21 protein-coding genes are annotated in these 23,940 nt (G+C 72.5%); 17 read left to right on the forward strand and 4 right to left on the reverse strand.

Annotated elements, in window-relative coordinates; genetic code table 11:
- The first annotated feature begins 95 nt into the window (after positions 1-95).
- From O7635_RS18785 to O7635_RS18815, 7 genes are all read left to right on the forward strand, one after another.
- On the forward strand, positions 96-1,406 hold the full coding sequence (locus O7635_RS18785) for a pectate lyase (RefSeq protein ID WP_278081740.1): 1,311 nt from the start codon (positions 96-98) through the stop codon (positions 1,404-1,406).
- A 10-nt stretch (positions 1,407-1,416) separates the two neighbouring features.
- Positions 1,417-2,973 carry a pectate lyase gene (locus O7635_RS18790; RefSeq protein ID WP_278081741.1) on the forward strand — a complete coding sequence of 519 codons (1,557 nt, stop codon included), beginning with the start codon at positions 1,417-1,419 and terminating at the stop codon, positions 2,971-2,973.
- A 183-nt stretch (positions 2,974-3,156) separates the two neighbouring features.
- On the forward strand, positions 3,157-4,773 hold the full coding sequence (locus tag O7635_RS18795) for a family 16 glycoside hydrolase (protein WP_278081742.1): 1,617 nt from the start codon (positions 3,157-3,159) through the stop codon (positions 4,771-4,773).
- Between the two features lie 11 nt (positions 4,774-4,784).
- Entirely contained in the window at positions 4,785-6,335 is a 1,551-nt protein-coding gene (locus O7635_RS18800; RefSeq protein ID WP_278081743.1) for a right-handed parallel beta-helix repeat-containing protein, read from the forward strand.
- Positions 6,336-6,394: 59 nt separating this feature from the next.
- Positions 6,395-7,405: a pectate lyase gene (locus O7635_RS18805; protein WP_278081744.1), complete on the forward strand. Its 1,011-nt coding sequence runs from the start codon at positions 6,395-6,397 to the stop codon at positions 7,403-7,405.
- The gene (locus tag O7635_RS18810; RefSeq protein ID WP_278081745.1) at positions 7,405-8,961 is read left to right on the forward strand and encodes a pectate lyase; all 1,557 of its coding nucleotides are present in this window, start codon (positions 7,405-7,407) and stop codon (positions 8,959-8,961) included. Before O7635_RS18805 ends, O7635_RS18810 begins: the two co-directional genes overlap by 1 nt.
- A complete protein-coding gene (locus tag O7635_RS18815; RefSeq protein ID WP_278081746.1) occupies positions 8,961-10,475 on the forward strand; it encodes a pectate lyase in 1,515 nt (504 codons plus the stop codon). The genes O7635_RS18810 and O7635_RS18815 overlap by 1 nt, the downstream gene beginning before the upstream one ends.
- Here the strand turns inward: O7635_RS18815 and O7635_RS18820 are convergent.
- From O7635_RS18820 to O7635_RS18835, 4 genes are read right to left on the reverse strand one after another with little or no spacing between them, the layout of a single operon-like run.
- Positions 10,444-11,256, reverse strand: coding sequence for a PmoA family protein (locus O7635_RS18820; RefSeq protein WP_278081747.1), 813 nt, complete (start codon positions 11,254-11,256; stop codon positions 10,444-10,446). The two genes, O7635_RS18815 and O7635_RS18820, sit on opposite strands and share 32 nt — an antisense overlap.
- Entirely contained in the window at positions 11,253-12,062 is an 810-nt protein-coding gene (locus O7635_RS18825) for a sugar phosphate isomerase/epimerase family protein (protein ID WP_278081748.1), read from the reverse strand. The genes O7635_RS18820 and O7635_RS18825 overlap by 4 nt, the downstream gene beginning before the upstream one ends.
- A complete protein-coding gene (locus tag O7635_RS18830; protein ID WP_278081749.1) occupies positions 12,059-13,186 on the reverse strand; it encodes a DUF993 family protein in 1,128 nt (375 codons plus the stop codon). Before O7635_RS18830 ends, O7635_RS18825 begins: the two co-directional genes overlap by 4 nt.
- A complete protein-coding gene (locus O7635_RS18835) occupies positions 13,183-14,334 on the reverse strand; it encodes a Gfo/Idh/MocA family oxidoreductase (protein ID WP_278081750.1) in 1,152 nt (383 codons plus the stop codon). Before O7635_RS18835 ends, O7635_RS18830 begins: the two co-directional genes overlap by 4 nt.
- 85 nt (positions 14,335-14,419) lie before the next feature.
- Here O7635_RS18835 and O7635_RS18840 point away from each other — a divergent pair, with 85 nt between their 5' ends.
- The 10 genes from O7635_RS18840 to O7635_RS18885 all read left to right on the forward strand — a co-directional run bounded on the left by O7635_RS18840 (position 14,420) and on the right by O7635_RS18885 (position 23,939).
- Positions 14,420-15,451 carry a LacI family DNA-binding transcriptional regulator gene (locus O7635_RS18840; RefSeq protein WP_278081751.1) on the forward strand — a complete coding sequence of 344 codons (1,032 nt, stop codon included), beginning with the start codon at positions 14,420-14,422 and terminating at the stop codon, positions 15,449-15,451.
- Entirely contained in the window at positions 15,448-16,158 is a 711-nt protein-coding gene (locus O7635_RS18845) for a hypothetical protein (protein WP_278081752.1), read from the forward strand. The genes O7635_RS18840 and O7635_RS18845 overlap by 4 nt, the downstream gene beginning before the upstream one ends.
- Positions 16,159-16,171: 13 nt before the next feature.
- On the forward strand, positions 16,172-16,918 hold the full coding sequence (locus O7635_RS18850; protein ID WP_278081753.1) for a prepilin peptidase: 747 nt from the start codon (positions 16,172-16,174) through the stop codon (positions 16,916-16,918).
- A 169-nt stretch (positions 16,919-17,087) separates the two neighbouring features.
- On the forward strand, positions 17,088-17,285 hold the full coding sequence (locus O7635_RS18855) for a hypothetical protein (RefSeq protein WP_278081754.1): 198 nt from the start codon (positions 17,088-17,090) through the stop codon (positions 17,283-17,285).
- Positions 17,270-17,716, forward strand: a complete 447-nt coding sequence (locus O7635_RS18860; protein WP_278081755.1) for a TadE/TadG family type IV pilus assembly protein — start codon at positions 17,270-17,272, stop codon at positions 17,714-17,716. The genes O7635_RS18855 and O7635_RS18860 overlap by 16 nt, the downstream gene beginning before the upstream one ends.
- Before the next feature lie 53 nt (positions 17,717-17,769).
- Positions 17,770-18,768, forward strand: coding sequence for a pilus assembly protein TadG-related protein (locus tag O7635_RS18865; protein WP_278081756.1), 999 nt, complete (start codon positions 17,770-17,772; stop codon positions 18,766-18,768).
- Positions 18,769-18,792: 24 nt separating this feature from the next.
- Entirely contained in the window at positions 18,793-19,584 is a 792-nt protein-coding gene (locus O7635_RS18870) for an RcpC/CpaB family pilus assembly protein (protein ID WP_278081757.1), read from the forward strand.
- A gap of 1 nt (position 19,585) precedes the next feature.
- Entirely contained in the window at positions 19,586-20,761 is a 1,176-nt protein-coding gene (locus O7635_RS18875) for a P-loop NTPase (RefSeq protein WP_278081758.1), read from the forward strand.
- Positions 20,758-22,107 (forward strand): CpaF family protein, encoded by a 1,350-nt coding sequence (locus O7635_RS18880; protein WP_278081760.1) that lies wholly within the window; start codon positions 20,758-20,760, stop codon positions 22,105-22,107. The genes O7635_RS18875 and O7635_RS18880 overlap by 4 nt, the downstream gene beginning before the upstream one ends.
- Positions 22,104-23,939 carry a type II secretion system F family protein gene (locus O7635_RS18885; protein WP_278081761.1) on the forward strand — a complete coding sequence of 612 codons (1,836 nt, stop codon included), beginning with the start codon at positions 22,104-22,106 and terminating at the stop codon, positions 23,937-23,939. The genes O7635_RS18880 and O7635_RS18885 overlap by 4 nt, the downstream gene beginning before the upstream one ends.
- Position 23,940 lies beyond the last annotated feature (1 nt).

Consider the following 23,940-nt stretch of genomic DNA (forward strand, 5'->3'; position numbering starts at 1 on the left):
TCTGCAACATACCTGCACATCGACAGCATTGACACTCATAAAGACCGATACCTATGTTTCAGAATAGGTTTCCAGGTTGCGAACGGAGTGTCTCAATGCGATTTCGCAGTCTCGCCGCCAGCGTGGCCGGCGTGCTGGTCGTGGCCTTCGCGGCGCCTGCCGCAGCCGCCCCGACCTCTATGATCGACCGCTTGGCCAGGCAGATCCTGCCGGCCGGCGACGGTTGGGCGGCGGACGGGGCCGGCACGACCGGTGGCGCCGCGGCCACCCCGGAGAATGTCTTCCACGTGACCGACCGCGACGAGCTCGCGGCCGCGGTCGCCGGCCCCGATCCCGCGATCGTCGTCGTCCACGGCACCATTCTCGGCAATGCCGACCCGTCCGGAGCGCCATTGTCGTGCGCGCAGTTCGCCGATCCGGCGTACTCGTTGGACGCCTTTCTCGCCGCCTACGACCCGGCGGTGTGGGGCCGCGTCGCGCCGAGCGGACCGCTGGAGGAGGCCCGGGTGCGCTCGGCCGCCAACCAGAGCGCGCGGGTGCGGGTCAACGTCGGCTCCAACAAGACCATCATCGGTGCCGGCGCCGCCCGGCTGAACGGTGTCTTCCTGCGCCTCGACGGCAGCGCCAACGTGATCATCCGGAACATCACCCACGAGGACACCCGCGACTGCTTCCCGGTCTGGTCGCCGACCGACGGCGAGGCCGGCAACTGGAACGCGGCGTACGACAACGTCTGGATCCGCAACTCGCAGCACGTCTGGATCGACCACAACACGTTCACCGACGCCGACAACCCCGACTCCGCCCAGCCGCTCCACTTCGGACGGCCCTACCAGGTGCACGACGGGCAGGTCGACATCACCAACGGCAGCAACTACGTGACGGTGTCCTGGAACCGGTTCACCAACCACGACAAGACGATGCTGATCGGCTCGACCAACACGCCCGGCGCCGACGTCGGCGCCCTCAAGGTGACCCTGCACCACAACGAGTTCGACGGCAGCGTGCAGCGCGCGCCTCGGGTCCGGTTCGGCCAGGTCGACGTCTACAACAACCTCTACCGCGTGCCCGTCGCCGAGCCCTACGAGTACAGCTGGGGCGTCGGCGTCCAGTCGGCCATCTACGCCGAGAACAACTACGTCGCGCTCGGTGCTGGCGTCGCAACGGACGCGTTCGTCTACGACTGGGGCGGCACGGCGCTCACCGAGGTCGGCACCTGGGTCCGCTCGGGCTGGTCACTGCCGCGGCCGGCCAGCCTGCTCGCCGCCTACAACGCCACGCACGACCCCGACCTCAGCCCCGACGCCGGCTGGACGCCCAGCCTGCGCGCGGGTCCCGTCCTGCCCGCGCCGGCAGCCGCGCTCGTGGTCGAGCTGTGCGCGGGCGCCCGCCGCCTACCGACCTAGGAGAGCCTCGATGAGAAGACGTCTGGCCGCCGTCGCGGCGGCCGCTGCCCTCGCCCTGCCGCTGAGCGTGGTCGGGATGAACATGGCGTTCGCCGCGCCGGTGTTCGCCGACAGCTTCGACGACGGCAACGCCAACGGCTGGTCGCGGTCGGGCGGGAGCTGGTCGGTGGTGAGCGGGGCCTTCCGGCAGTCGAGCACCGGCGCCAACGCCCGCGCCCTGGCCGGCACCACGTCGTGGACCGACTACACCGTCACCGCTCGGGTCACGCCGATCGCGTTCGGCTCCACCGCCCGCACGGTCGGGGTGGCGGCCCGGGTGCAGACGTCGAGCAACTACTACGCCCTGGTGCTCACCGGCGGCGGATCCGTGCAGCTGCAACGGGTCTCGGGCGGCACGGCGACGGCCCTGGCCACCGGGGTCGTCGGGGTGACGCCGGGCACCGCCTACGGCCTGAGCCTGCGGGTCGCCGGCGGTCAGCTCTCCGGCGCGGTCAACGGCGTGACGCTGGTGCGGGCGACCGACAGCACCTTCGCCTCGGGGCGGATCGGCCTGGTGGCGTCCTACGCCAGCGCCGCCTTCGACGACGTGGCCGTCGAGACCGGCGCCGGGCCCGACCCGACCACGCCGCCGCCGACCGACCCGCCGCCCACCGGCACCTGCCGGGTCAGCGGCACGCCGAGCGGCTTCGCCACCGTCGACGGCACGACCACCGGCGGCGCCGGCGGCCCGACGGTCGCCGTGGACACCGCCGCCGAGTTGCTCACCGCGATCGCCCGGACCGGCCCCGTCACGATCTGCGTGCACGGCACGATCGCCCTGCCGGCCGGGATGCACGACGTGGCCAGCGACAAGTCCATCGTCGGCGTCGGCGGCACGGCCGGCATCACCGGCGGCGGCTTCAACATCGGCGGCCCGGTCTCCGGTGCCACCACGCCGCCGGCCGACGCCGTGCACAACGTGATCATCCAGAACCTGTCGTTCCGCAACGCCAGCGACGACTCCATCAACGTGCAGATGTTCGCCCACCACGTGTGGATCGACCACAACGACCTGGCGCAGGGCTACGACGGTCTGATCGACATCAAGCGCGGATCGTCCTATGTGACCGTGTCGTGGAACCACACCCACCACCACACCAAGAACATGCTGCTGGGCCACGACGACAGCAACGGCGCGCAGGACGTCGGCCGGCTCAAGGTGAGCTACCACCACAACTGGTTCGACGCGACGCCGCAGCGCAACCCACGGGTCCGGTTCGGCGAGCCGGTGCACGTCTACAACAACTACTTCTTCTACAACACCGACACCGGGGTGGCGTGCCAGGCCGACGCCGGCTGTGTGGTGGAGGGCAACTACTTCGAGAACGTCGAGGAGCCGGTGACCAACACGTACGCCGGCCCGCGTGGCCGCTGCGTCGCCCGGCTCAACGTGTTCGCCGGTGAGTCCGGCGCGCCGGAATGCTCGGGCACCGTGCAGGAGCCCAGCGCGTACTACGCGTACACCCTCGACGACGCTTCGGCGGTCAAAGCGCTCGTGACCGCCGGCGCCGGGGTCGGCAAGGTCTGACCCCGGCGAAGGTGCCGGCGGGTCAGTGGCGACCGGAAGGCGTCACGAGGCGGCAGCCTCGAGACGGCTGAGGACCACCGGAGACCCGGCCCGCCGGCACCGCGCAATCAGGTACGGAAGGCGTTCTCAGCCCGGGCCTTCCGCACCCTCAGAGATCGACAACTATCGATCAAGGAGGAATCCGTGTCACCCACGTCAAGACGCCGCGGTTTGCTGGCGGCTCTCGGGGCCGGAGTCGCCGCCGCGGCGCTGGTCCTCGGCATGACCACCGGCGCCAGCGCCGCCACCCTGCTCTCCGACGACTTCGAGGACGGCAACTCGGCCGGGTGGACCACCAACGGGGGCAGCTGGTCGGTGGCCACCGACGGCTCCCGCGTGCTCCGCCAGAGCAGCACCAGCAGCGACGCCCGCGCCATCGCGGGCACCGCGAGCTGGACAGACTATTCCGTGCAGGCGCGGGTGAAGCCCATCGCCTTCAACGGCAGCAACCGGTTCGTCGCGGTGCTGGCCCGGGTGCAGAGCAGCACGAGCTACTACTACCTGGCCCTGCGCTCCAACAACACCGTCGAGCTCAAGCGGCTGGTCGGCGGCTCGTCGACCACACTGGACACCGCCTCCGTCGGCGTGAGCGCGGGCACCTTCCACACGCTGCGGCTCGAGGTGGCGGGGTCGCGGCTGCGCGGCTACGTCAACGGCACGCTGCTCACCGAGGCCACCGACACGCGGTGGGCCAGCGGGCGGGTCGGCGTGGCCACCTTCTACACCACGGCCAGCTTCGACGACGTGCTCGTGTCGACCGTCGGCAGCGGCGAACCAACGGGAGAGCCGACCGGCGAGCCCACGGGTGAGCCCACCGGTGAGCCGACGACCGGGCCCACCAACCCGCCGCAGCCGAACGTGGCCGACGGCTGGGCCTCGGTGAACGCCTGGGGCCAGAACGGCACCAGCGGCGGCGCCGGCGGTCCCACCGTGACGGTGACCACCGCCTCCGCCTTCCTGTCGGCGATCGCGCAGGCCGGCCCGCGCGTCATCCAGGTGCAGGGCATGCTCACGCTGCCCGGGCCCATGCACGACGTCACCTCCGACAAGACGATCGTCGGGCTCGGCTCGGGCTCCGGCCTGACCGGCGGCGGGCTCAACATCGGCCTGCCGATCGACGACGACGTCACCGCGCCGCCGGCCAACGCCGTGCACAACGTCATCGTCCGCAACCTGAACTTCCGCGGCTGGCCGGACGACGCCATCAACGTGCAGATGTTCAGCCACCACGTCTGGATCGACCACAACACGTGGACGACCGGGTCCGACGGCGGCGTCGACGTCAAGCGGGGCTCGTCGTACGTGACGATCTCCTACAACCACGCCGACGGCACTGACAAGAACATGCTGCTCGGCCACGACGACGAGAACGCCGCCCAGGACACCGGCCGGTTGAAGGTCTCCTACCACCACAACTGGTTCGACGCGACCAACCAGCGCAACCCGCGCGTCCGGTTCGGCGACCAGGTGCACGTCTACAACAACCACTACAACGACACGGGCAACTACGGCGTCGCGTCGACCGAGAACGCCGGCGTCATCGTCGAGGGCAACTCCTTCGTCAACGTCGACGACCCGTTCCACCTCGGTGAGGCGTCGTCGGGACCGGGCCGGATCGTGGCCCGCGCCAACTGCTTCACCAACTCCGGCACCGGCGAGGCGGGCGGCAGTGTCTCGGCGGTCCCGTACGCGTACACCCTGCTGCCCTGTGCCCAGGTGCAGTCCACCGTGACCGCGCAGGCCGGCGCGGGTCGGATCTGAGGAGACAGCTGATGACGAGAACGGCACGCCGCGGGCTGCTCGCGGTGACAGCGGCGGCCCTGGCCGCCATCGTGGTCGCGTTCGGCCTGGGCGGCGTGGCCCAGGCGGCGACCCTCTTCTCCGACGACTTCAACGACGGCAACGCCAGCGGCTGGTCGAAGTCCGGCGGCGACTGGTCGGTGGTCAGTGACGGCACACCGGCGTTCACGCAGTCCAAGACGGACAGCGAGCTCGCCCGCGAGTTCGCCGGGCAGACGAGCTGGACCGCCTACTCGGTGCAGGCCCGGGTCAAGCCGTTGGCCTTCAACGGCAGCAACCGGCTCGTCGCGCTGGCGGCCCGGTCGTCGTCCGCCACGAAGATGTACCGGCTGGCGCTCACCAACGCCAACCGGGCCGAGCTGCAGGCGGTCGACGGCTCCGCGGTCACCGTGATCGGCTCGGCGGCGCTGACGGTGTCGACCGGCACCTGGTACACGCTGCGGATCGACGCCAACGGCAGCACGATCTCGGGCTTCGTCAACGGCAACCGGATCGCGTCGGGTAGCAACAGCGCGCACAGCGCCGGCCGCATCGGCCTGGTGACCGTGTTCGCCTCGGCCCGGTTCGACGACGTGGTGGTCAGCTCCGAAGGCTCGACCAACCCGACCGACCCGCCGACCGGCAACCCGACCACGCCGCCACCGACCGGTGGCCCCACCACGCCGCCGCAGACCGGCCTGGTCGGCTGGGCGACGCAGAACGGCGGCACCACCGGCGGCGGCAGCGCTTCGGCCACCACGGTCACCAGCGCGGCGGCCCTGACCAGCGCGGTCGGGGCGAGCGGGGCCGCGGTGATCCGGGTCAGCGGCACGATCTCGTGCTCCGGCATGATCCGGGTGCGGTCCAACAAGACCATCCTCGGCAACTCCGGCGCGACGATCTCCGGCTGCGGCTTCACCGTCAACGGCGACCGCAACGTCATCATCCGCAACCTGTCGTTCCGCGGCTGGGCCGACGACGCGATCAACGTGGAGCAGTCGGCGACCAACATCTGGGTCGACCACAACAGCTTCACCGACGGGTACGACGGCGCGGTCGACATCAAGCGCGGCTCCGACTTCGTCACCGTCTCGTGGAACCGCGTCTTCGGCCACGACAAGTCGATGCTGCTCGGCCACTCCGACGACAACGCGTCGCAGGACGTCGGGCACCTGCGGGTGACCTATCACCACAACTGGTTCGACGGCTCGGGCACGCGCCACCCGCGCGTGCGCTTCGGCAACCCGGTGCACGTCTACAACAACTACTACTACAACAACGAGTACGGCGTCGCGTCCACGATGGACGCCGGCGTGCTGGTCGAGGGCAACTACTTCGAGGGCGTCGACGAGCCGACCCTGGTCGGTTACGCGGACTCCGACCCCGGCGACCTCGTGCAGCGCAACAACGTCTTCGTCGGCTCCGGCGCACCGCAGAGCGCGGGCAGCACGGGCGGCATCCCGTACTCGTACCAGCTCGACAACCCCAACAACGTCAAGTCCATCGTCACGAGCGGGGCCGGCGCGGGCCGGATCAACCCCTGACCGTGGTGGCGGGGCGGCCCTCGCGGCCGCCCCGCCACCCGCCACCGTCTGGAGGACGCATGCGCACACCCATCCGGCTCGCGGCGGCCGCCGGCGCCGCGCTGCTCGTGGCCACCACCCTGACGCCGACCGCGGCGGCGGCCACCGGGCCGGTCGGCTTCGCCGCGGTCGCCGGCTACGGCCAGGCGACCACCACCGGCGGCGCGGGCGGTCCCGTGGTGACGGTCTCCACCACCGCCGCCTTCCTCGACCACATCGCCCGGCCCGGCCCGTACGTCATCCAGGTGTCGGGCTCCATCACGCTGCCGACCGGCCGGACCGACGGCATGCACAACGTCACCTCCGACAAGACGATCGTCGGCCTGGGCGCGACCGGGCGGTTGGTCGGCGGCGGCCTCACCATCGGCCTGCCGGTCGACGACGACGTCACCGCGCCACCGGCCGACGCCGTGCACAACGTGATCATCCGGAACCTGTCCATCACCGGCGCGACCGACGACCTGATCAACGTGCAGATGTTCAGCCACCACATCTGGATCGACCACAACGACCTGTCCAACGGCGACGACGGCGCGGTCGACATCAAACGCGGCTCCGACCTCGTCACCGTGTCCTGGAACAGGTTCCACGACCACGACAAGACCACCCTGCTCGGCCACGACGACGACAACGCGGCCCAGGACACCGGCCGGCTGCGGACGACCTACCACCACAACTATTTCGACGGGTCCGACCAGCGCAACCCGCGCGTGCGGTTCGCGCCGCTGGTGCACGTGTTCAACAACTACTACCGCGACAACAGCTACGGGGTCGCCTCGACGAACAACTCCGGGCTGTACGTGGAGGGCAACTACTTCTACAGCGTCAACAACCCCGGACGGGTCGACTTCAGCGGGCCGTTGGGCCGCCTGGTCGAGCGCGACAACATCCTCGTCGACTGCAACCACGCGATCGAGACGCGCGGCACGGTCACCGACCCGCGCTCGGTCTATCCCTACACGGCGGACGCCGCGGCGGCCGTGCCCACGATCGTGCCGGCCGGCGCCGGCGTCGGAAAGGTGAGTGGCTGATGAGACGAGCCGTCATCGCCGCGCTCGGCGCGGCCGCGCTGGTCGGTGTGCTGCTGTCGTCGGCCGCGCAGGCGGCGACGCTGTTCGGCGACGACTTCGCCGACGGCAACGCGTCGGGCTGGTCGACCTCCGGCGGATCCTGGTCGGTGGCCGGCGGCGCCTACCGGCAGTCGAGCACCGGCGCGGACGCCAAGGCGCAGGCGGGCTCCACGACGTGGGCCGACTATGCCGTGCGGGCCACGGTGACCCCGGTCGCGTTCGGCTCCTCGGCACGATCGGTCGGGGTCGTGGCGCGGGCCCAGAACACCACCACGTTCTACTCGCTCGTGCTGGTCGGCGCGGGGCGGGTCGAGCTGCGCCGGGTGTCCGGCGGTAGCGTCACCGTGCTGTCGTCGGCGGCGACCGGGGTGACGCCCGGCACCGCCTACCAGTTGACGCTCACCGTGGCCGGGTCCGCGCTGCGCGGCGCGGTCGGGGGGCAGGAGCTGGTGGCCGCCACGGACAGCACGTTCGGACGCGGCCGGATCGGGCTGGTCGCCTCCTATGCGGGCGCGGTCTTCGACGACGTGTCGGTGTTCACGGGCGCCGGGCCGGACCCGACGCCGACCGCCACGCCGACCGCCACGCCGACCGGCGGCCCGACGACGCCACCGCCGCCGCCGCCGCTGCCCGGCCGGCCCGACGGCTTCGCCAGCGTCGCAGGGCTCGGACTGTCCGGCACGACCGGCGGGGCGGGCGGTCCGACGGTCACGGTGACGACGGCCGCGGCGCTCGCCGAATTTGCCGGCGCGCCGACTCCGTACACCATCATGGTTTCCGGTCGGATCGCCATTGACGACATGGTGACCGTGGTGGCCAACAAGAGCATCATCGGCGTGGGCAGCACTGCCGAGATCACCGGTGGGGGTCTGCAGCTCGGCACGACCACGCGGCCCGGCAACAACGTGATCATCCGGAACATCCGGTTCAGCGACGCCTCGGACGACTCGATCAGCGTCACCAACGCCGCACACCACGTCTGGATCGACCACAACGAGTTCCTGCCGGGCTTCGACGGCTCGGTGGACGTCAAGCGGCAGTCGACGTTCGTGACGGTGTCGTGGAACCGGTTCACGGGCACCGACAAGTCGATGCTGCTCGGCCACTCCGACTCGTACCCGGCGGATGTCGGCTATCTCAAGGTGACCTATCACCACAACCTTTTCGACGGCGCCAACCAGCGGCATCCACGGGCGCGCTTCGGCGAGCCGGTGCACGTCTACAACAACTACTACCGCGACATCGGCCTGTACGGCGTCGCGTCCACCGAGAACGCCGGTCTCGTGGTGGAGGGCAACTACTTCGAGAACGTGGCCTTCCCGTGCCACTCCGTCAGTGGCTACGCCGACAGCGGTCCGGGCCGGCTGGTGCAGCGCGGCAACGCGTTCGTCAACTCCGGCGTGTGCGAGGCCGGGGGAGCGGTGCAGGAGCCGTCCGCCTACTACTCCTACACGCTGAGCCCCGCCTCGTCCGTCCCGTCCGCGGTGACGGCCGGCGCGGGCGTGGGGAGGTTGTGATGCGCGTCCGTGCGGCGCTGACCGCGCTGGTGACCGTCGTCGCGGGTGTCGTGCTGGTCGCCGGCTCGGCCAGTGCGGCGCCGCTGCTGAGCGACGACTTCGCCGACGGCGACGCGGCCGGCTGGTCCACCTCGGGCGGTTCCTGGTCGGTGTCCGGCGGCGCCTACCGCCAGTCCGGGCTCAGCAGCGACGCGCGGGCCCGGGTCGGTTCGGCGGCGTGGACGGACTACACCGTGCGGGCGCGGGTGACGCCGGCCGCCTTCAACGGCGCCAACCGGTTCGTGGCCGTGGTCGCCCGGGCGCAGTCCGCGACCAGCTACTACTACGTGGCGCTGCGGTCCACCAACGCGGTGGAGCTCAAGCGGTTGGTGAACGGGACGGCCACGACGCTCGACACAGCCCCGTTGACCGTCACCGTCGGGCAGTCCTATGTGGTCACTTTGACCGTCGCCGGCTCGCGCCTGTCGGCCGCGGTGGACGGCGCCGAGCTCGTCTCCGCCTCCGACACCCGCTTCACCGCCGGCCAGGCCGGGGTGGCCACCTACTACGCGGGCGCGGCCTTCGACGACGTCGTAGTGGAAACGGTCGGCTCCGCACCGCCCACCCCGACGGTGCCGCCTACGGAGCCGCCACCGGCGGGTGCGGCGGACGGGTTCGCCTCGGTTGCGGCGTTGGGCCTTTCCGGGACGACCGGTGGGGCGGGCGGGCCGACGGTCACGGTCGACACGACCGCCGAGCTGCTCGACGCGATCGACACGACCGGGCCCATGACGATCCAGGTCTCCGGGCGCATCACGATCAGCAGCAAGCAGGGGGTGCGGCCGAACAAGACGATCGTCGGCATCGGGGCGGCGCCGACCATCGCGGGCGGTGGTTTCGACTTCTACCGCTCGTCCAACGTGATCGTCCGCAACCTGACGTTCGTCGGCGCCGAGGACGACGCCGTCAACGTCGGCCAGGAGTCGCACCACATCTGGATCGACCACAACACGTTCGTCGCGCCGGTCGACGGGTCGATCGACATCGTCCGGGGCGCCGACTACGTGACGGTGTCGTGGAACCACTTCGCCGCCACCGACAAGAGCATGCTGGTCAGCCACTCGGACGGCGCCGCGTCCAGCGACGTCGGCCACCTGCGGGTGACCATCCACCACAACTTCTTCGACCGTTCCCGGCAGCGCCACCCGCGGGTCCGGTTCGGGGAGCCGGTGCACGTCTACAACAACTACTTCCTCGACAACGAGCTCTACGGCGTGGCGTCGACGATGAACGGCGGCGTGCTCGTCGAGGGCAACTATTTCTCCGGCGTGCCGTTCCCGTGCTTCTCGGCCGGCGGCTACGCCGACAGTGGGCCGGGGCGGCTCGTCCAGCGGGCCAACGTGTTCGTCGACTCCGGGCCGTGCGAGGTGGCCGGAACCGTGGTCGAGCCGCGCACCTACTATCCATACACCTTGGACAGTGCTGCCACCGTACCGGCCCGGGTCACCGCGGGGGCCGGCGCGGGCAAGCTGTAGCCACCTGCTCGGCGGTGAGGGCACCGTCGGCGACGAGCACCGTGAGGCGCCGGGCGACCGGCGCCTCCGGCGTGACCGGCAGCGGGCGCGCGAACGCCAGCGCGGCGCAGACACCCGGATAGATGCCGGTCCGCACGAACCACCGGTCGTCGCCGGCCAGACCCTGGAACACGAGGGTGTAGGGCCCCGGCCCGGTCAGCGCCAGCCACTCCGCCGTGCTGCCGTTGACGTGCTCCTCGCCCGCCGCGTCGGCGGTGAACACCCGGGTCTCGCCCGGCGCCGCCCGCCAGAAGAAGCCGCCGTAGCCGGCGCCGTCGGGTCGCCCGTTGGTGGCCGGGCTGCCCAACTCGATCGGCCGCCGCGCGGCCAGCGTGAAGTCGACCGACAGCACCCAGCCGAGATCGGCCGGCGTCGCGCGCAGCTGCCGCTCCTCGGTCAGCAGCACGGCGCCGTCCTTGTCGCGCCACTCCATGGTGTGGCGCAGGCCCTCGTCGGCGGGGAGCCAGCCGGTGTGGACGATCGCCCCGTGGTCGTCGAGCCAGGTGTAGCCACGGTCGCGGACGTAGGTGCGGCCGCCCCACAGGTTGGCGCCGGCCACGTCCTGCAGCGCGACCGAGACGCCGAGGTGCCAGACGTGGTCGTCGGGCGCGAAGTCGGTGACCGGCGTGCCGCCCAGCGTCCGCACGGGATGCAGGTAGGGCCGCGGGCCCTGGATCCGGTCGACCTTCGGGTCGACCACATAGGACGCGACCGGCACGCCGCCGACGGTCAGCTCGGTCACCCCTCCACCGTCTCCCGGTAGCCGCGCAGCGCCGCGTCGAGCACCTCGTCGCCGGGCCGGGCCCACACCTCGGCGGAGAACACCTCGACCTCGACCGGGCCGGTCCAGCCGGCGGCGTCGACCGCGCGGCGGAACCGGCGGTTGTCGACGCAGCCGTCGCCGGGCAGGCCGCGGCCGAGCAGCACGCCGGCCGGCAGCGGCGTCACCCAGTCGGCGACCTGGAAGCAGGCGATCCGGCGCTGGCGGCCGGCCCGCTCGATCTGGGCCCAGACCTGGTCGTCCCACCACAGGTGGTAGGTGTCGACCACGACACCGACCGCGTCGACCGGATGCGGCGCGGCCAGGTCGAGGGCCTGGCCGAGGGTGGAGACCACACAGCGGTCGGCGGCGAACATCGGGTGCAACGGCTCGATCGCCAGGCGTACGCCGGCCGCCAGCGCGTGCGGAACCAGCTGGCCGATCGCGTCGCCGACGTGGGCGCGGGCGCCGTCCAGGTCGCGGCTGCCCTCGGGGAGGCCGCCGGAGACCAGCACCAGCACCGGCGCGCCGAGCGTCGCCGCCTCGTCGATCGCCCGGCGGTTGTCGTCGAGCCAGCCCGGGTCGGCGAAGAAACCACCCCGGCACAGCGAGGTGACGGACAGGCCCGCGTCGCGTACGAGAGCCGCGGTCTTCTCCAGGCCGAACGCGGCCGTCTCCTCGCGCCACAGGCCGACGCCGCGCACGCCGGCCCGCACACAACCGGCCACCAGGTCGGGCAGCGGCCAGTGCTTCGTGGTGGCCGAGTTGAGGGCGAACCGCTCGCTCACGGCCGCACCCCCACGGTGGTGGCCCAGGCCCGGGCGCGACCGGCGGCGAGGTCGGCGTCGGGCAGCACGCCGGCGGCGTCGGCCAGCCGGATCAGCGTGGCCAGGTGGCCGGGGGAGCGGCCGCTCTGCAGCCCGCCGACCATCGTGAAGTGGCTCTGATGGCCCGAGAGCCAGGCCAGGAACACGATGCCGGTCTTGTAGTAGAAGGTGGGCGCGCCGAAGACGTGGCGGGCCAGCGGCACGGTCGGCCCGAAGATGTCGTCGTAGCCGGCTTCGTCGCCAGCGTCGAGGGCCTGCAGCGCCGCCGCCGCCGGGGCCGCTATCGCGGCGAAGATACCCAGCAGCGCGTCGGAGTAGCCGTCGCCGTCGCCCTTGATGAGCGCGGGGTAGTGGAAGTCGTCACCGGTGTAGAGCCGCACCCCGGCGGGCAGCCGGCGCCGCAGGTCGACCTCGAACGCCTCGTCGAGCAGCGACACCTTGATGCCGTCGACCTTGGCCGCGTGCGCGCCGATCAGCTCGAGCACCGTGGCGACCGGGTCGGCGCCCCAGTAGCCGGCCAGCGCCGGGTCGAACATCTCGCCCAGCCAGTGCAGCACCACCGGCCCGGCCGCCTGGCGCAGCAGCTCCGCGTAGACGTCGAGGTAGTCGTCGGCGTGCCGGGCGGTGGCGGCGAGGTGGCGGCTGCACATCAGCACCGGCGTCGCGCCGGCCGCCTCGACGTCGGCGAGCTGCTCGGCGTAGGCCTTGCGGACCTCGTCGAGGGTCGTCGGGCCGGGCGGCAGCTGGTCCGTTGCGACGCCCGCGACGATCGGCCCGGTCGCCGCGGCGGTGGAGCGGCGGATCAGCTCGCGGGTCGCCGCGTAGTCGAGGCCCATGCCGCGCTGCGCGGTGTCCATCGCCTCCGCCACCCCGAAGCCGTGCGACCAGAGGTGGTGGCGGAAGGCGAGCGTGGCGTCCCAGTCGAGGGCGGCCTTCGTGCCCGGTGTGTTGTCGGCCCGTGGGTCGGCGACCACGTGCGCCGCCGCGTAGGCCACCCGGCTCGTGAACGGCGCCCCCGGCGTCGCCCAGGCCGCGCCGGCGCCGGTGAAGGTGAACGGGCCGTCGGGCAGGACCACGGTGGTCATGCGGTCAGCTCCGGGATCTCCATCCGCCGGCCCTCGCGCGCCGACCGGGCGCCCAGCTCGGCCAGCTGCACGCCCCGGGCGCCGGCCCACAGATCCCAGGCGTACGGGGCGTCCTCGGCCACGTGGCGCAGGAACAGCTCCCACTGCTCCTGGAAGCCGTTGCGGAACTCCTCGTTGTCGGGGACGACCTGCCACTGGTCGCGGAACCGTTCGGTGACCGGGAGATCGGGGTTCCAGACGGGCTTGGGCGTGGTCGAGCGGTGCTGCACCCGGCACTCGCGCAGGCCGGCCACCGCGCTGCCCTCGGTGCCGTCGACCTGGAACTCGACCAGCTCGTCACGGTAGACCCGGACGGCCCACGAGGAGTTGACCTGCGCGACGATGCCGCCCTCGATCTCGAAGATGCCGTAGGCCGCGTCGTCGGCGGTCGCCTCGTAGGGCTGGCCCGCCTCGTCCCACCGCTGGGGGATGTGCGTGGTGATGTGGGCGGTGACCGCGCGGACCGGACCGAAGATCTGCTCGAGCACGTAGTGCCAGTGCGGGAACATGTCGACGACGATGCCGCCGCCGTCGGCCGACCGGTAGTTCCACGATGGACGTTGCGCCGGCTGCCAGTCGCCCTCGAACACCCAGTAGCCGAACTCGCCGCGCACGCTCAACACCCGGCCGAAGAAGCCGCCCTTGACGAGACGGTCGAGCTTGCGCAGGCCCGGCAGAAAGAGCTTGTCCTGCACGACGCCGTGCTTGACGCCGGCGGCGTCGGCCAGCCGGGCGAGCTCGACCGCGCCGGCCAGGTCGCCGGCGGTCGGCTTCTCGGTGTAGACGTGCTTGCCCGCCGCCACCGCCGCGCGGATCGCCTTCTCGCGGGCGTTGGTCACCTGGGCGTCGAAGTAGATCTCGACGTCGGGGCGGGCCAGCGCGGCGCCCAGGTCGGTGGTCCACTCGGTGAGGCCGTGCCGCTGGGCGATCGCGCGGAGCTTGCCGTCGTCGCGGCCGACCAGCACGGGCTCGGGCCACAGCCGCGTCCCGTCGCGCAACGGCAGGCCGCCGGCCTCGCGGATCGCGAGCAGCGAGCGCACCAGATGCTGCCGGTAGCCCATCCGCCCCGTCACCCCGTTGAGGACGATGCCGACTGGTCTGCGATCCACGAGCAACCTCCCGAGGTAAGCGCTTTCCCGAGCAACGTATCGATGTCGATGGGCCTAGGCAAGGGCTTTCCCGTATGATCTCGGCGTGGCCACGCTGGACGACGTCGCGCGCCGGGCGGGCGTCTCGACGGCGACCGCCTCGCGCATCATCAACGGCAGCAGCAAGCCGGTCAGCGCGGCCCTGCGCGACCGGGTCGAGGCGGCCGTGGCCGATCTGCACTACGTGCCCAACGCGCACGCCCGCCAGCTCGCCCGCTCCGAGCGCACGGCCGTCGGCGTCGTCGTCCACGACGTCTCCGACCCCTACTTCGCCGAGATCACCCGCGGCCTGCAACGCGTCGCCACCACCGACGGCCGGCTGGTGATCATCTGCAACACCTACCGCGACCCGGCCCGCGAGCTCGACTACGTCGAGCTGCTCCGGGCCCACCAGGTGGCGGCGATGGTGCTGGCCGGTTCGGGCTACCACGACGCCGGGTTCGCCCGGGCGCTGCGCGGCAAGCTGCGGGCCTACGAGCTGTCCGGCGGGCGGGTCGCGGTGATCGGCCGGCACGACCGGGCCGGTGACGCCGTCGTCCCCGACAACGAGGCCGGCGGCTTCCTGGCCGGCGAGCACCTCTACGCGCTCGGCCATCGCGACATCGGCGTCATCGCCGGCCCGCGCAACCTGACCACCACCACGGACCGGCTGACCGGCCTCCGCCGGGCCGCCCGCGCGCACGGCCGACCCGCCCCGAAGGTCTGCTACGCCGACTTCGACCGCGACAGCGGCGCCGCGGCCACCGCCGACCTGCTCGCCGCCCATCCGCGGATCACCGCGATCGCGGCGCTCAACGACTCGATGGCCGTCGGTGCGCTGGCCCACCTGCGGGGGGCCGGGCGGCGGGCCAGCGTGATCGGCTTCGACGACATGCCGATCGCCCGCGACGTCACGCCGGCCCTGACCACCATCCGGCTGCCGCTGGCCGACATGGGCGCCCTGGCCATGTCGCTGGCGCTGTCGGCGCCGTCGCCGAGCCCGCGGGTCGAGCGGGTGCCGGCCGAGCTGGTCGAGCGGGAGAGCACCGGCCCGCCGGACGTTTCCGCGACCGGCGCGCCGGGCACCATCGGTCGATGAGCCGCCGACGTGCCCTCGTCCTGCTGACGGTCCTGACCGTGGCCGGGTGCTCCAGCGCCGGCACCGGCAACCCGCCGACCAGCCCGCCGCCACCCACGAGCCCGGCCGCTCCGACGAGCGCTCAGGCGTCGCCGGGCGTACCCACCACGATCCCGGTCCGGGCCTTCTTCGCCGTGCCCGAGCCGATGCGGGCCGGTGAGGTGCGCGGCCACGCGGAGGTCGAGGAGGCGCTGCCGCGGCTGTGCGGCGACGAGTTCGCCAGCGCGGGGGAGACCGCGGCCGGCGCGGCGGTGCGGTCGACCTACCGCCGGCGCGAGGATCCGGCCGAAGGCATCCCGCACGGCGTGCTGTTCCAGACGATCCGGACCTACCCCGGCGACGGCGCGGCGTCGTTCCTGACCCGGCTGCGTGCGGACCTGACGTCGTGCAAGACGTTCCGGCGGGACGACGTCGACTTCCGGGTCCGCACCGCGCCCATGCCGGGCGTCGGCGACGAGGCGCTCTGGATCGACCTCATCCAGCCGCAGACCGACCTGCCCGGCAACCCGATCGGCGGCGACCAGGTCAACCGCGTCGTGGTGCTGCGGGTCGGCGACACGGTGAGCGTCCTGCGGGACACCGAGTACGAACGCTCCAGCAGCATCCCGGCCGTCGTCGACGAGTTCGCCCGGGGCGTCGTCACGGCCATCGAGGACTGGCGCCGCTGACTACGATGCGCGCGTGTCGCTGCCGCTCCTTCTCGTCGCCGCCGCCCTGACCGGCGCGGCCTGGGGCACCCTCCTACCGGGCCTGATCTCCCGGTACGCGGTCGCCTGGCCGGAGGACGCGGAGCACCCCCCACCCTGGCGGCGCACCTGCCCGCACTGCGGCGCGGACCGGCCGAGGTGGTGGCGGGCATCGGGTCGGTGCCCGACGTGCGGCCGCGCGCCGAGGCCCGGCCGCCTGCTCCTGGCGCCAGTCACCGCCGCGACCCTGGCGCTGCTGGCCTGGGCCGTCGGGCCGACGGCCGAACTGCCGGCCTTTCTCCTCCTCGGCGCCCTGGCGGTCCCGCTGGCCGCCGTCGACCTGCGGGTGTTGCGGCTACCCGACCCGTTGGTCGGCGCGCTCGGGGGTGGCGGGCTGGCGCTGCTCGGTCTCGCGGCGGTCGTCGAGGGCACCGCGGGCGCCCTGCTGCGCGCGCTGGCCGCCGCCACGGCCTGCGGCGCGCTCTACGCGTTGCTGGCGATCGTCCTGCGCGGCCAACTCGGCTTCGGCGACGTCAAGCTGGGCGCGGCCCTCGGCCTCTATCTGGGGTGGTTCGGCTGGTCAGCGGTGGTCGCCGGCGTCGTCCTGGCCCCGGTCGTGAACCTGCCGCTGGTGCTCGGCCTGCTGGCCACGGGCCGCACCGATCGCCGCGCGTCGGCACCATTCGGCCCGGCGATGCTAGCCGCCGCACTGGTGGCCGTCACCTTCGTCGCCCAAACGTAGCCGACCGGTCACTCTTGCCCTCCGTCAAACGTGTCGTGGTCGTGTGGCCACTTCTAGCGATCATCCAGTCGGGATATCGACCAGCGACGGACTGACAGAGATCTCTTCCCGAAACAGACTCATGTGCGTTCCCGGCCATGTCCCGACACTCACAATGGAGTCTTTTCCGATGATCGAACTGATCAAGCGGTTCGCCATGCAGCGCGATCGTGACCGCGGCGCCACCGCGACCGAGTACGCGCTGGTTCTGGGGTTCATCGTCGCGGCGCTCATCGTCGTCCTCGCCGTCTTCGGCCCGTCGATCGCCCGCACCTTCGACAAGGCGTGCGACAAGGTCGCTCCCACGGACACGTGTCGCGAAGGGTAGTCCGCGCAGGTGAGGCCCCGGCCGGCCGTCGTCGGTCGGGCCTCGCCAGGCGGCGGCGTGATCGAGGAGCGGCGGCCGTCGAGGCGGCCCTCGTCTTCCCGATCCTGCTACTGCTGATCTTCGGGATCATCGATTTCGGACGGATGCTCAACGCCCAGATGAATGCCACGGAAGCGGCGCAGCAAGGCGCCCGGATAGCGTCGTTCGGCGAGCGCCCCGACACCCGGATTCGCGAGATCGCCGGCACCGAGGCCCGTATCGCGGCCGAGGTCTGCGCGCTCTCCGCGACCGGCTCGACCGATGCCGACGTGACCGTCACGTACCCCTTCGAGTTCGTCACCCCGGTGGGTGCCTTCGTGTCCCTGCTGGGCGGCGGCGGGCTCGGCGGCACCGTCGAGCTGACCGGCCACGGAGTCATGCCGTGCTCCTGAACCGCCTCCGCCATCTGGATCGCCGAGGCGACCGGGGGGCCGTTGGCGCCGTCGTGGCGGTGTTCTTCGGCTTCGGCGTCGCGCTCGGCGTCTGCGCGCTCGTCCTCGACATAGGGCTCATCGCGGTGGCGCGTAAACAACTCCAGACCGGCGCCGACGCCGCCGCCGTCGAGGTGGCCCGGACCTGCGCGACCAGCGCCGCCGCTTGCGGTGGCGCGGACAGTGGCGACACCGCCATCGCGTACGCACAGGAGAACGTCCCCGACGGCGCGGCGACGGCGGTGGTCTGCGGCCGTGGGGAGGGCCTGGCCGAATGCCCGCCTCCGGCCGGCGCCGGCGCCTGTGCCCAGCCGGCGCCCGAGACCGGCGCCTACGCCGAGGTGCACACCAGCATCCTGCGGGCCGACGGCTCGACGCTGCTGCCGCCCGTCTTCGCGCAGGCGGTCGTCGACGGCTTCGACGGCGCGGCGGTGACGGCGTGTGCCCGGGTCACCTGGGGGTCACCCGCTGCCGCCCGCGCGCTCGCGCTGACCGTCTCGACGTGTGACTGGCAACGGATGACCGACGGCGGGGCGCTGCCCAGCGCGGAGCAGGCCATCCCGCTGTTCGCCGACACCGATCCCGCCGCCTGCGGCCGGGCGGGTGCCGGGGCCGGCGACCCGGGCGGTTTCCGGTGGGTGGCCGGCGCCGACGCGACCTGCCGCACGGCGACGTCGGCCGGCGCGCAGTTGCGGGTGACGGATCCGACCGAGCGGCCGACGGCCTGCCTCCCGGCACTCGAATCGCTGGTCGGCGAGCCCGGCCGGCCGGTGGCGGTGCCGATCTTCTCGGCGGTCAGTGCCGCCGGCGACTACACCGTCCGCGGCATCGCGGCGTTCGTCGTGACCGGCTGGCAGCTGCCCGACTCGGCGGTCCCGTCGCCACGCATCACGACGTGCGACGACGGCGTGGACTTCTGCGTATTCGGCTTCTTCACCCGGGCGCTGGTGCCCGGCGGAGGCACGGTCGGCGGGCCGGACCTCGGCGCACAGATCACCGCACTCATCGGCTGACCGCGACAAGGGGATAGACCACAGATGAACCGACGCATCATCGCGGTGCTCGCCGCCGTCGTCCTGGCGGCGGTCGGGGCCGGCGCCGTCCTGCTCTACGTGCGGTCGGCCGACAACCGGGCCGTCGCGGGCAAGCAGGCGCGCACCGTGCTGGTCGCCGAGAAGCTGATCCCGGCGGGCACCAACGGACGTGCGCTGCGGGACGGTGGCTACCTCCGCCAGACTCGGATGCCGGCCGAGACGGTACCGGACGACACGCTGGCCACGGTCGAGGGTGACCTCGACGCGCTGGTCACCACGGCCGCCGTGCAGCGGGGACAGCTGCTGATGCGCACGATGTTCGGCACCGCGGTCAACCGCTCCGGCCTGGCGATCCCTGACGGCAAACTGGCGATCTCCGCGAAGGTCAAGTCGGCGGTGTTCGGCCCCGGCGCCGTGCGGGCCGGCACCCGCGTCGCGATCTTCTACACCTACACGCCGGTCGCCGTGGGCAAGCTCGACGAGGTGTCCGGCAGCGGCCTGGAGCGCGGTCGCGACGTCAACAACGTCACCCGCCTGCTGATGACCGACATCGAGGTGATCTCGGTGGGCGCCGCCGCCGGCGAGGGCGACGGTGAGGTGGCGCGGCCGGCCACCGCCACCACCGGCGGGGGCGACGTGGCGATCACGTTCGCGCTCGACCAGCGGCAGGCGGAGATCCTGGCGCACGCGACCGCGCTGGGCGGTCTCCTCAACGTGGGCCTGCTGGGCGACTCGTCCGACGTCCGCCCGGACCGCGGCGTCGACAACGGATCCCTCTTCGGGAAGGCGGGATGAGATGACCATCCTCTTCGAGCCGAACCGGCAGTGGTCGGCGCATCTGGCCGCATTGCTGGGCGGGAACGTGCACGCCGTCGGGCAGCTCGCGGATCTGCAGCGGCTGCTGGTCGACCTGCCCGCCGAGCCCTTGGTCGTCTTCGGCCCGAGCGCGCCCACCTCGGTCGCGCTGGAAGTCGCGGCGCAGCAACGGCTGCAGCGACCCGCCCTCGGGGTGGTCCTGCTCCGCGAACGGCTGGACATGGAGACGATGACGCAGGCGCTCCGCGCCGGCGTGCGGGAGGCGGTCGACGCGCACGACGCCACCGCCGTGCGGACGGCCTGCAGCCGGTCGCTGGAGGTGTCCCGGCAGCTGACCGGAGCGGTCGCACCGGTGGCGGCCCCACCGGCCGAAGCCAAGATCGTCACGGTCTTCTCGGCCAAGGGTGGCTGTGGCAAGTCGACGCTGGCCACCAACCTCGCCGTCTGCCTCGCCGACGGCGGCCGGCGGCGGGTCTGCCTGGTCGATCTGGACCTCGCGTTCGGCGACGTCGGGATCATGCTTCAGCTCTCGCCCGACCGCGGGATCGCGGACCTGGTCGCCTCACGGGACCGGGTCGACCCCGGCCTGGTCCGGGCACTGCTGACGTCGTACGCCCCGGGTGTCGACGTGCTGCTCGCTCCCGTCGGTCCGACCGAGGCCGAACGGATCGACCGCGACCTGGTCGTCTCGGTGCTGGCCGCGGTCCGCACGATGGCCGACTACGTCGTCATCGACACGCCCGCCCACTTCACCGAAGGTGTCCTGGCCGCGCTGGACGTGACCGACGTGCACGTCCTGGTGGCGACGCCAGACGTGCCGGCGCTGAAGAACCTGCGGATCGCCATGGACATGCTCGACCTGCTCGGCCTCGGCCAGGACAACCGCCTGGTCGTGCTCAACCGCAGCGACGCGAAGGTCGGCCTCTCCGGCGCCGACATCGAACGCGTGCTGCAGAGCCGCATCAACGGCCACATCCCGTCGAGCCGCGACGTGCCCATCGCGATTAACCGCGGTCGGCCGATCGTCGTCGAGAAGCCGACGCATCCCGTCAGCAAGGCGATCCGGGACCTGGCGAACGGTGCGATCGCCCAGCAGGCCGCGGGCCGCGGCGGTCGGTGGCAGCGGGCGCGGGCCGGCCGGGCGGGTGGGCGATGAGCCTGACCGACCGGCTCACCCAGCGGCACCACGCCGGCGGCGACAGCGGCACCTGGCCGATCCGCAACGGCGCGGGTTCCGCGGCCGCTCTGCGGGTGCGCGTGCACCGCGAGCTGCTGTCGATCCTCGGTCCCCAGCTCTACGACCAGCGCACCGGCGACCAGGCGCTCGAGCAGAAGGTCCGGGAGACCATCAACGACGTGCTGGCCCGGGACGACTCGCCGCTGGCGGTGGCCGACCCAGCCCGCGTCGCCGCCGAGCTGATCGACGAGATCCTGGGTCACGGCCCGGTCGAGCCGCTGCTGCGCGACCCCGACATCACCGAGATCATGGTCAACGGGCCGAACCGCATCTTCGTGGAGCGGTTCGGTCAGATCCACCAGGTCGACGCCGCGTTCGTCGACGAGGACCACCTGCGCCGGGTCATCGACCGGATCGTGTGGCGGGTCGGGCGGCGCGTCGACGAGGCCAGCCCGATGGTGGATGCCCGCCTGCCCGACGGCAGCCGGGTCAACGTCGTGCTCCCGCCGATCGCGCTGGACGGCTCCATGCTGACCATCCGCAAGTTCGCGCGCGAGGCGTTCACGGTCGACGATCTGATCAGCTTCGGCACGCTGACCCAGGAGGTCGCCCAGCTGCTGTACGCGTGCGTACGCGGCCGCCTGGATGTGGTGATCAGTGGCGGCACCGGCTCGGGCAAGACGACGACACTCAACGTGCTGTCCGGGTTCATCCCGGCCAACGAGCGGATCGTCACCATCGAGGACGCCGCCGAGCTGCAGCTCCGCCAGGACCACGTGCTGCGGCTCGAGGCCCGCCCGCCCAACATCGAGGGCCGCGGTGAGATCAAGATTCGGGACCTGGTCCGCAACGCGCTGCGGATGCGCCCGGACCGGATCGTGGTCGGCGAGGTCCGTGACGGCGCCGCGCTCGACATGTTGCAGGCGATGAACACCGGCCACAATGGATCGTTGACGACGGTGCACGCCAACGCGCCGCGGGACTCGCTCGCCCGGCTCGAGACCATGGCCATGATGGCGGGCCTCGAGCTGCCGGTGCGGGCCATCCGCGAACAGCTCGCCTCGGCGATCGACGTGATCATCCACCAGGACCGCATGCGCGACGGCGCACGACGCGTCACGCACATCTCCGAAGTGGTCGGCATGGAGGGCGACGTCGTCACGCTGCAGGACCTGTTCGTCTTCGACCATCGGGCCGGCTTCGACGAGCACGGCCGGCACCGGGGCACGCTGCGCTGGACGGGCCTGCGGCCGCGGTTCCTCGACACGCTGGCCGACAGCGGCATCCCGGTGCCGGCCAGCGTCTTCGAGGGCGCGCCGTGGTGACCCGGCGGCTGGTGGCGGTGGTCACCGGCGCCCTCGCGGCGGTGCTGCTGGCCGCGTCGCCGGCGCATGCGGACAGCACACTCGCGGTGTCGGTGGCCGACGTGCGCCCTGGCCAGGTCCGGTTGGTGGCGGCGCTGCCGGGCGGCGTCAATGGCCGGATCCCGCCCGTGACCGTCTCCGTCGACGGCCATGCGCTCCCCGCCGCCGTCCAGTCCGGCGCCGTGCCCGGCGCGCCGGTACCCGTGCGCTCCCTGACCGTCGTGGTCGAACCCGGCCTCGATTCGAGCACCGACGCATTGGTCGCGCTGGCCGGGGCCGTGCCGGCGGACGTCGCGCTCGGCCTGGTCGTCGCGGCCGACCCGCCCGTGGTCGCCGTGCGGCCCACGCGGGATCGGGCCGCGTTCCGGACCGGGGTCTCCGACCTGCCCGCGGGCGCCGACGCCGACCTGGGGGCCGCGTTGCGCGTCGCCGGGACCCTGGGCCCGGCCGGCGGCGAGCGCCGGCTGTTGCTGCTCGCTGCCCCACCGAGCGACGGCGGGTCCGGAAACGCCCCGCCGCCGACGGGCCACCGGGTCGACGTGGTCACCGTGGGCCCGCTGGGCGACCTGCGACAGCTGGCCGTCACCAGCGGGGGCAGCTCGCGGGCGGCCACGGCGGACACGCTGGCGAGCGCCGTCCGTGCCACCGCCGCGCTGCCCGCGCTGTCCACCATCTCCGTGGCAGTGCCCGTCGAGCTCGGCGGCGCCGCGGCGACGGTGCGCGTCAGTGCGGGATCGGGCGCCAACCGGGCGACTGCCGACGTGGACGTGCGGTTCGCCGAACCGCCGGCGGACCCGGCGGCGGCCGGTGGCGGCCCAGGATCGTTCCTGGCCGGCATGGGACCCGGCACGCTGGGCGGGCTGATCTTCGGCGCCCTGCTGGTGGCGATCCTGCTCGTCGTGTTCGGAGCCGGCGGCACCACTCGGCAGCGTCGCCTCGACCAGGTTCAGCGCTTCCGAACGGCTGGCCGGGGTGGACCCGGCGGCGCGCCGGTCCCGCCCGGCGCGGGCATCGCCGGCACCGTGTCGAACCTGGCCCGGGCGGCGGGCGACGACCAGCGGGTGGCGAAGCGGCTCGACGACGCGGGCATCGCGTTGCGACCCGGCCAGTGGCGGAAGATCCAGATCGTCGCCGTCGTGGTCGGCGCTGCCGTGCTGGGCCTGCTGCTCGGTCTGCTGGGGATCCTCCTCGGCGCCCTGCTCGGTCTCCTGCTGTCGATGGCCTATCCCCGGTTGCTGGAGCGCCGCCGCAAGCAGGCGTTCGCCGACCAGCTGCCGGACGCGCTGGCGCTGATCGTCGGGTCGCTGCGGTCGGGCTTCTCGCTGTCACAGGCGCTGGACGGCGTCGTGCGGGATGCCCCGCCCGGTCCGCTCGCCGTGGAGCTCGGCCGGGCGATGTCCGAGGTGCGGCTCGGCGCCGACCTGGCGGACGCGCTGGAGCGGGCCGCCGTGCGGGCCGACAGTCAGGACCTGGCCTGGGCCGTTATCGCGATCCGGATCCAGCACGAGACCGGTGGCAACCTTGCGGAGACACTGGAGACCACTGTGGACACGATCCGCGAACGGGCCCGGCTCCACCGCCACGTACGCGCGCTCTCGGCCGAAGGCCGGCTCTCCGCGTACCTCCTGATCGCTTTGCCGATCGTGATCGCCGGGTGGATGCTGCTGGTCAGTCACGACTACGTCAGCGTGCTCTGGACCACCACCGTGGGCCTGGTCATGCTCGTCGGCGCGGTCGTGCTGATGACGCTCGGCGCGTTCTGGCTGTCCCGCTGGCTGAAGGTCGAGGTCTGAG

This window comes from Asanoa sp. WMMD1127 (assembly GCF_029626225.1).
Classification (GTDB): Bacteria; Actinomycetota; Actinomycetes; order Mycobacteriales; family Micromonosporaceae; genus Asanoa.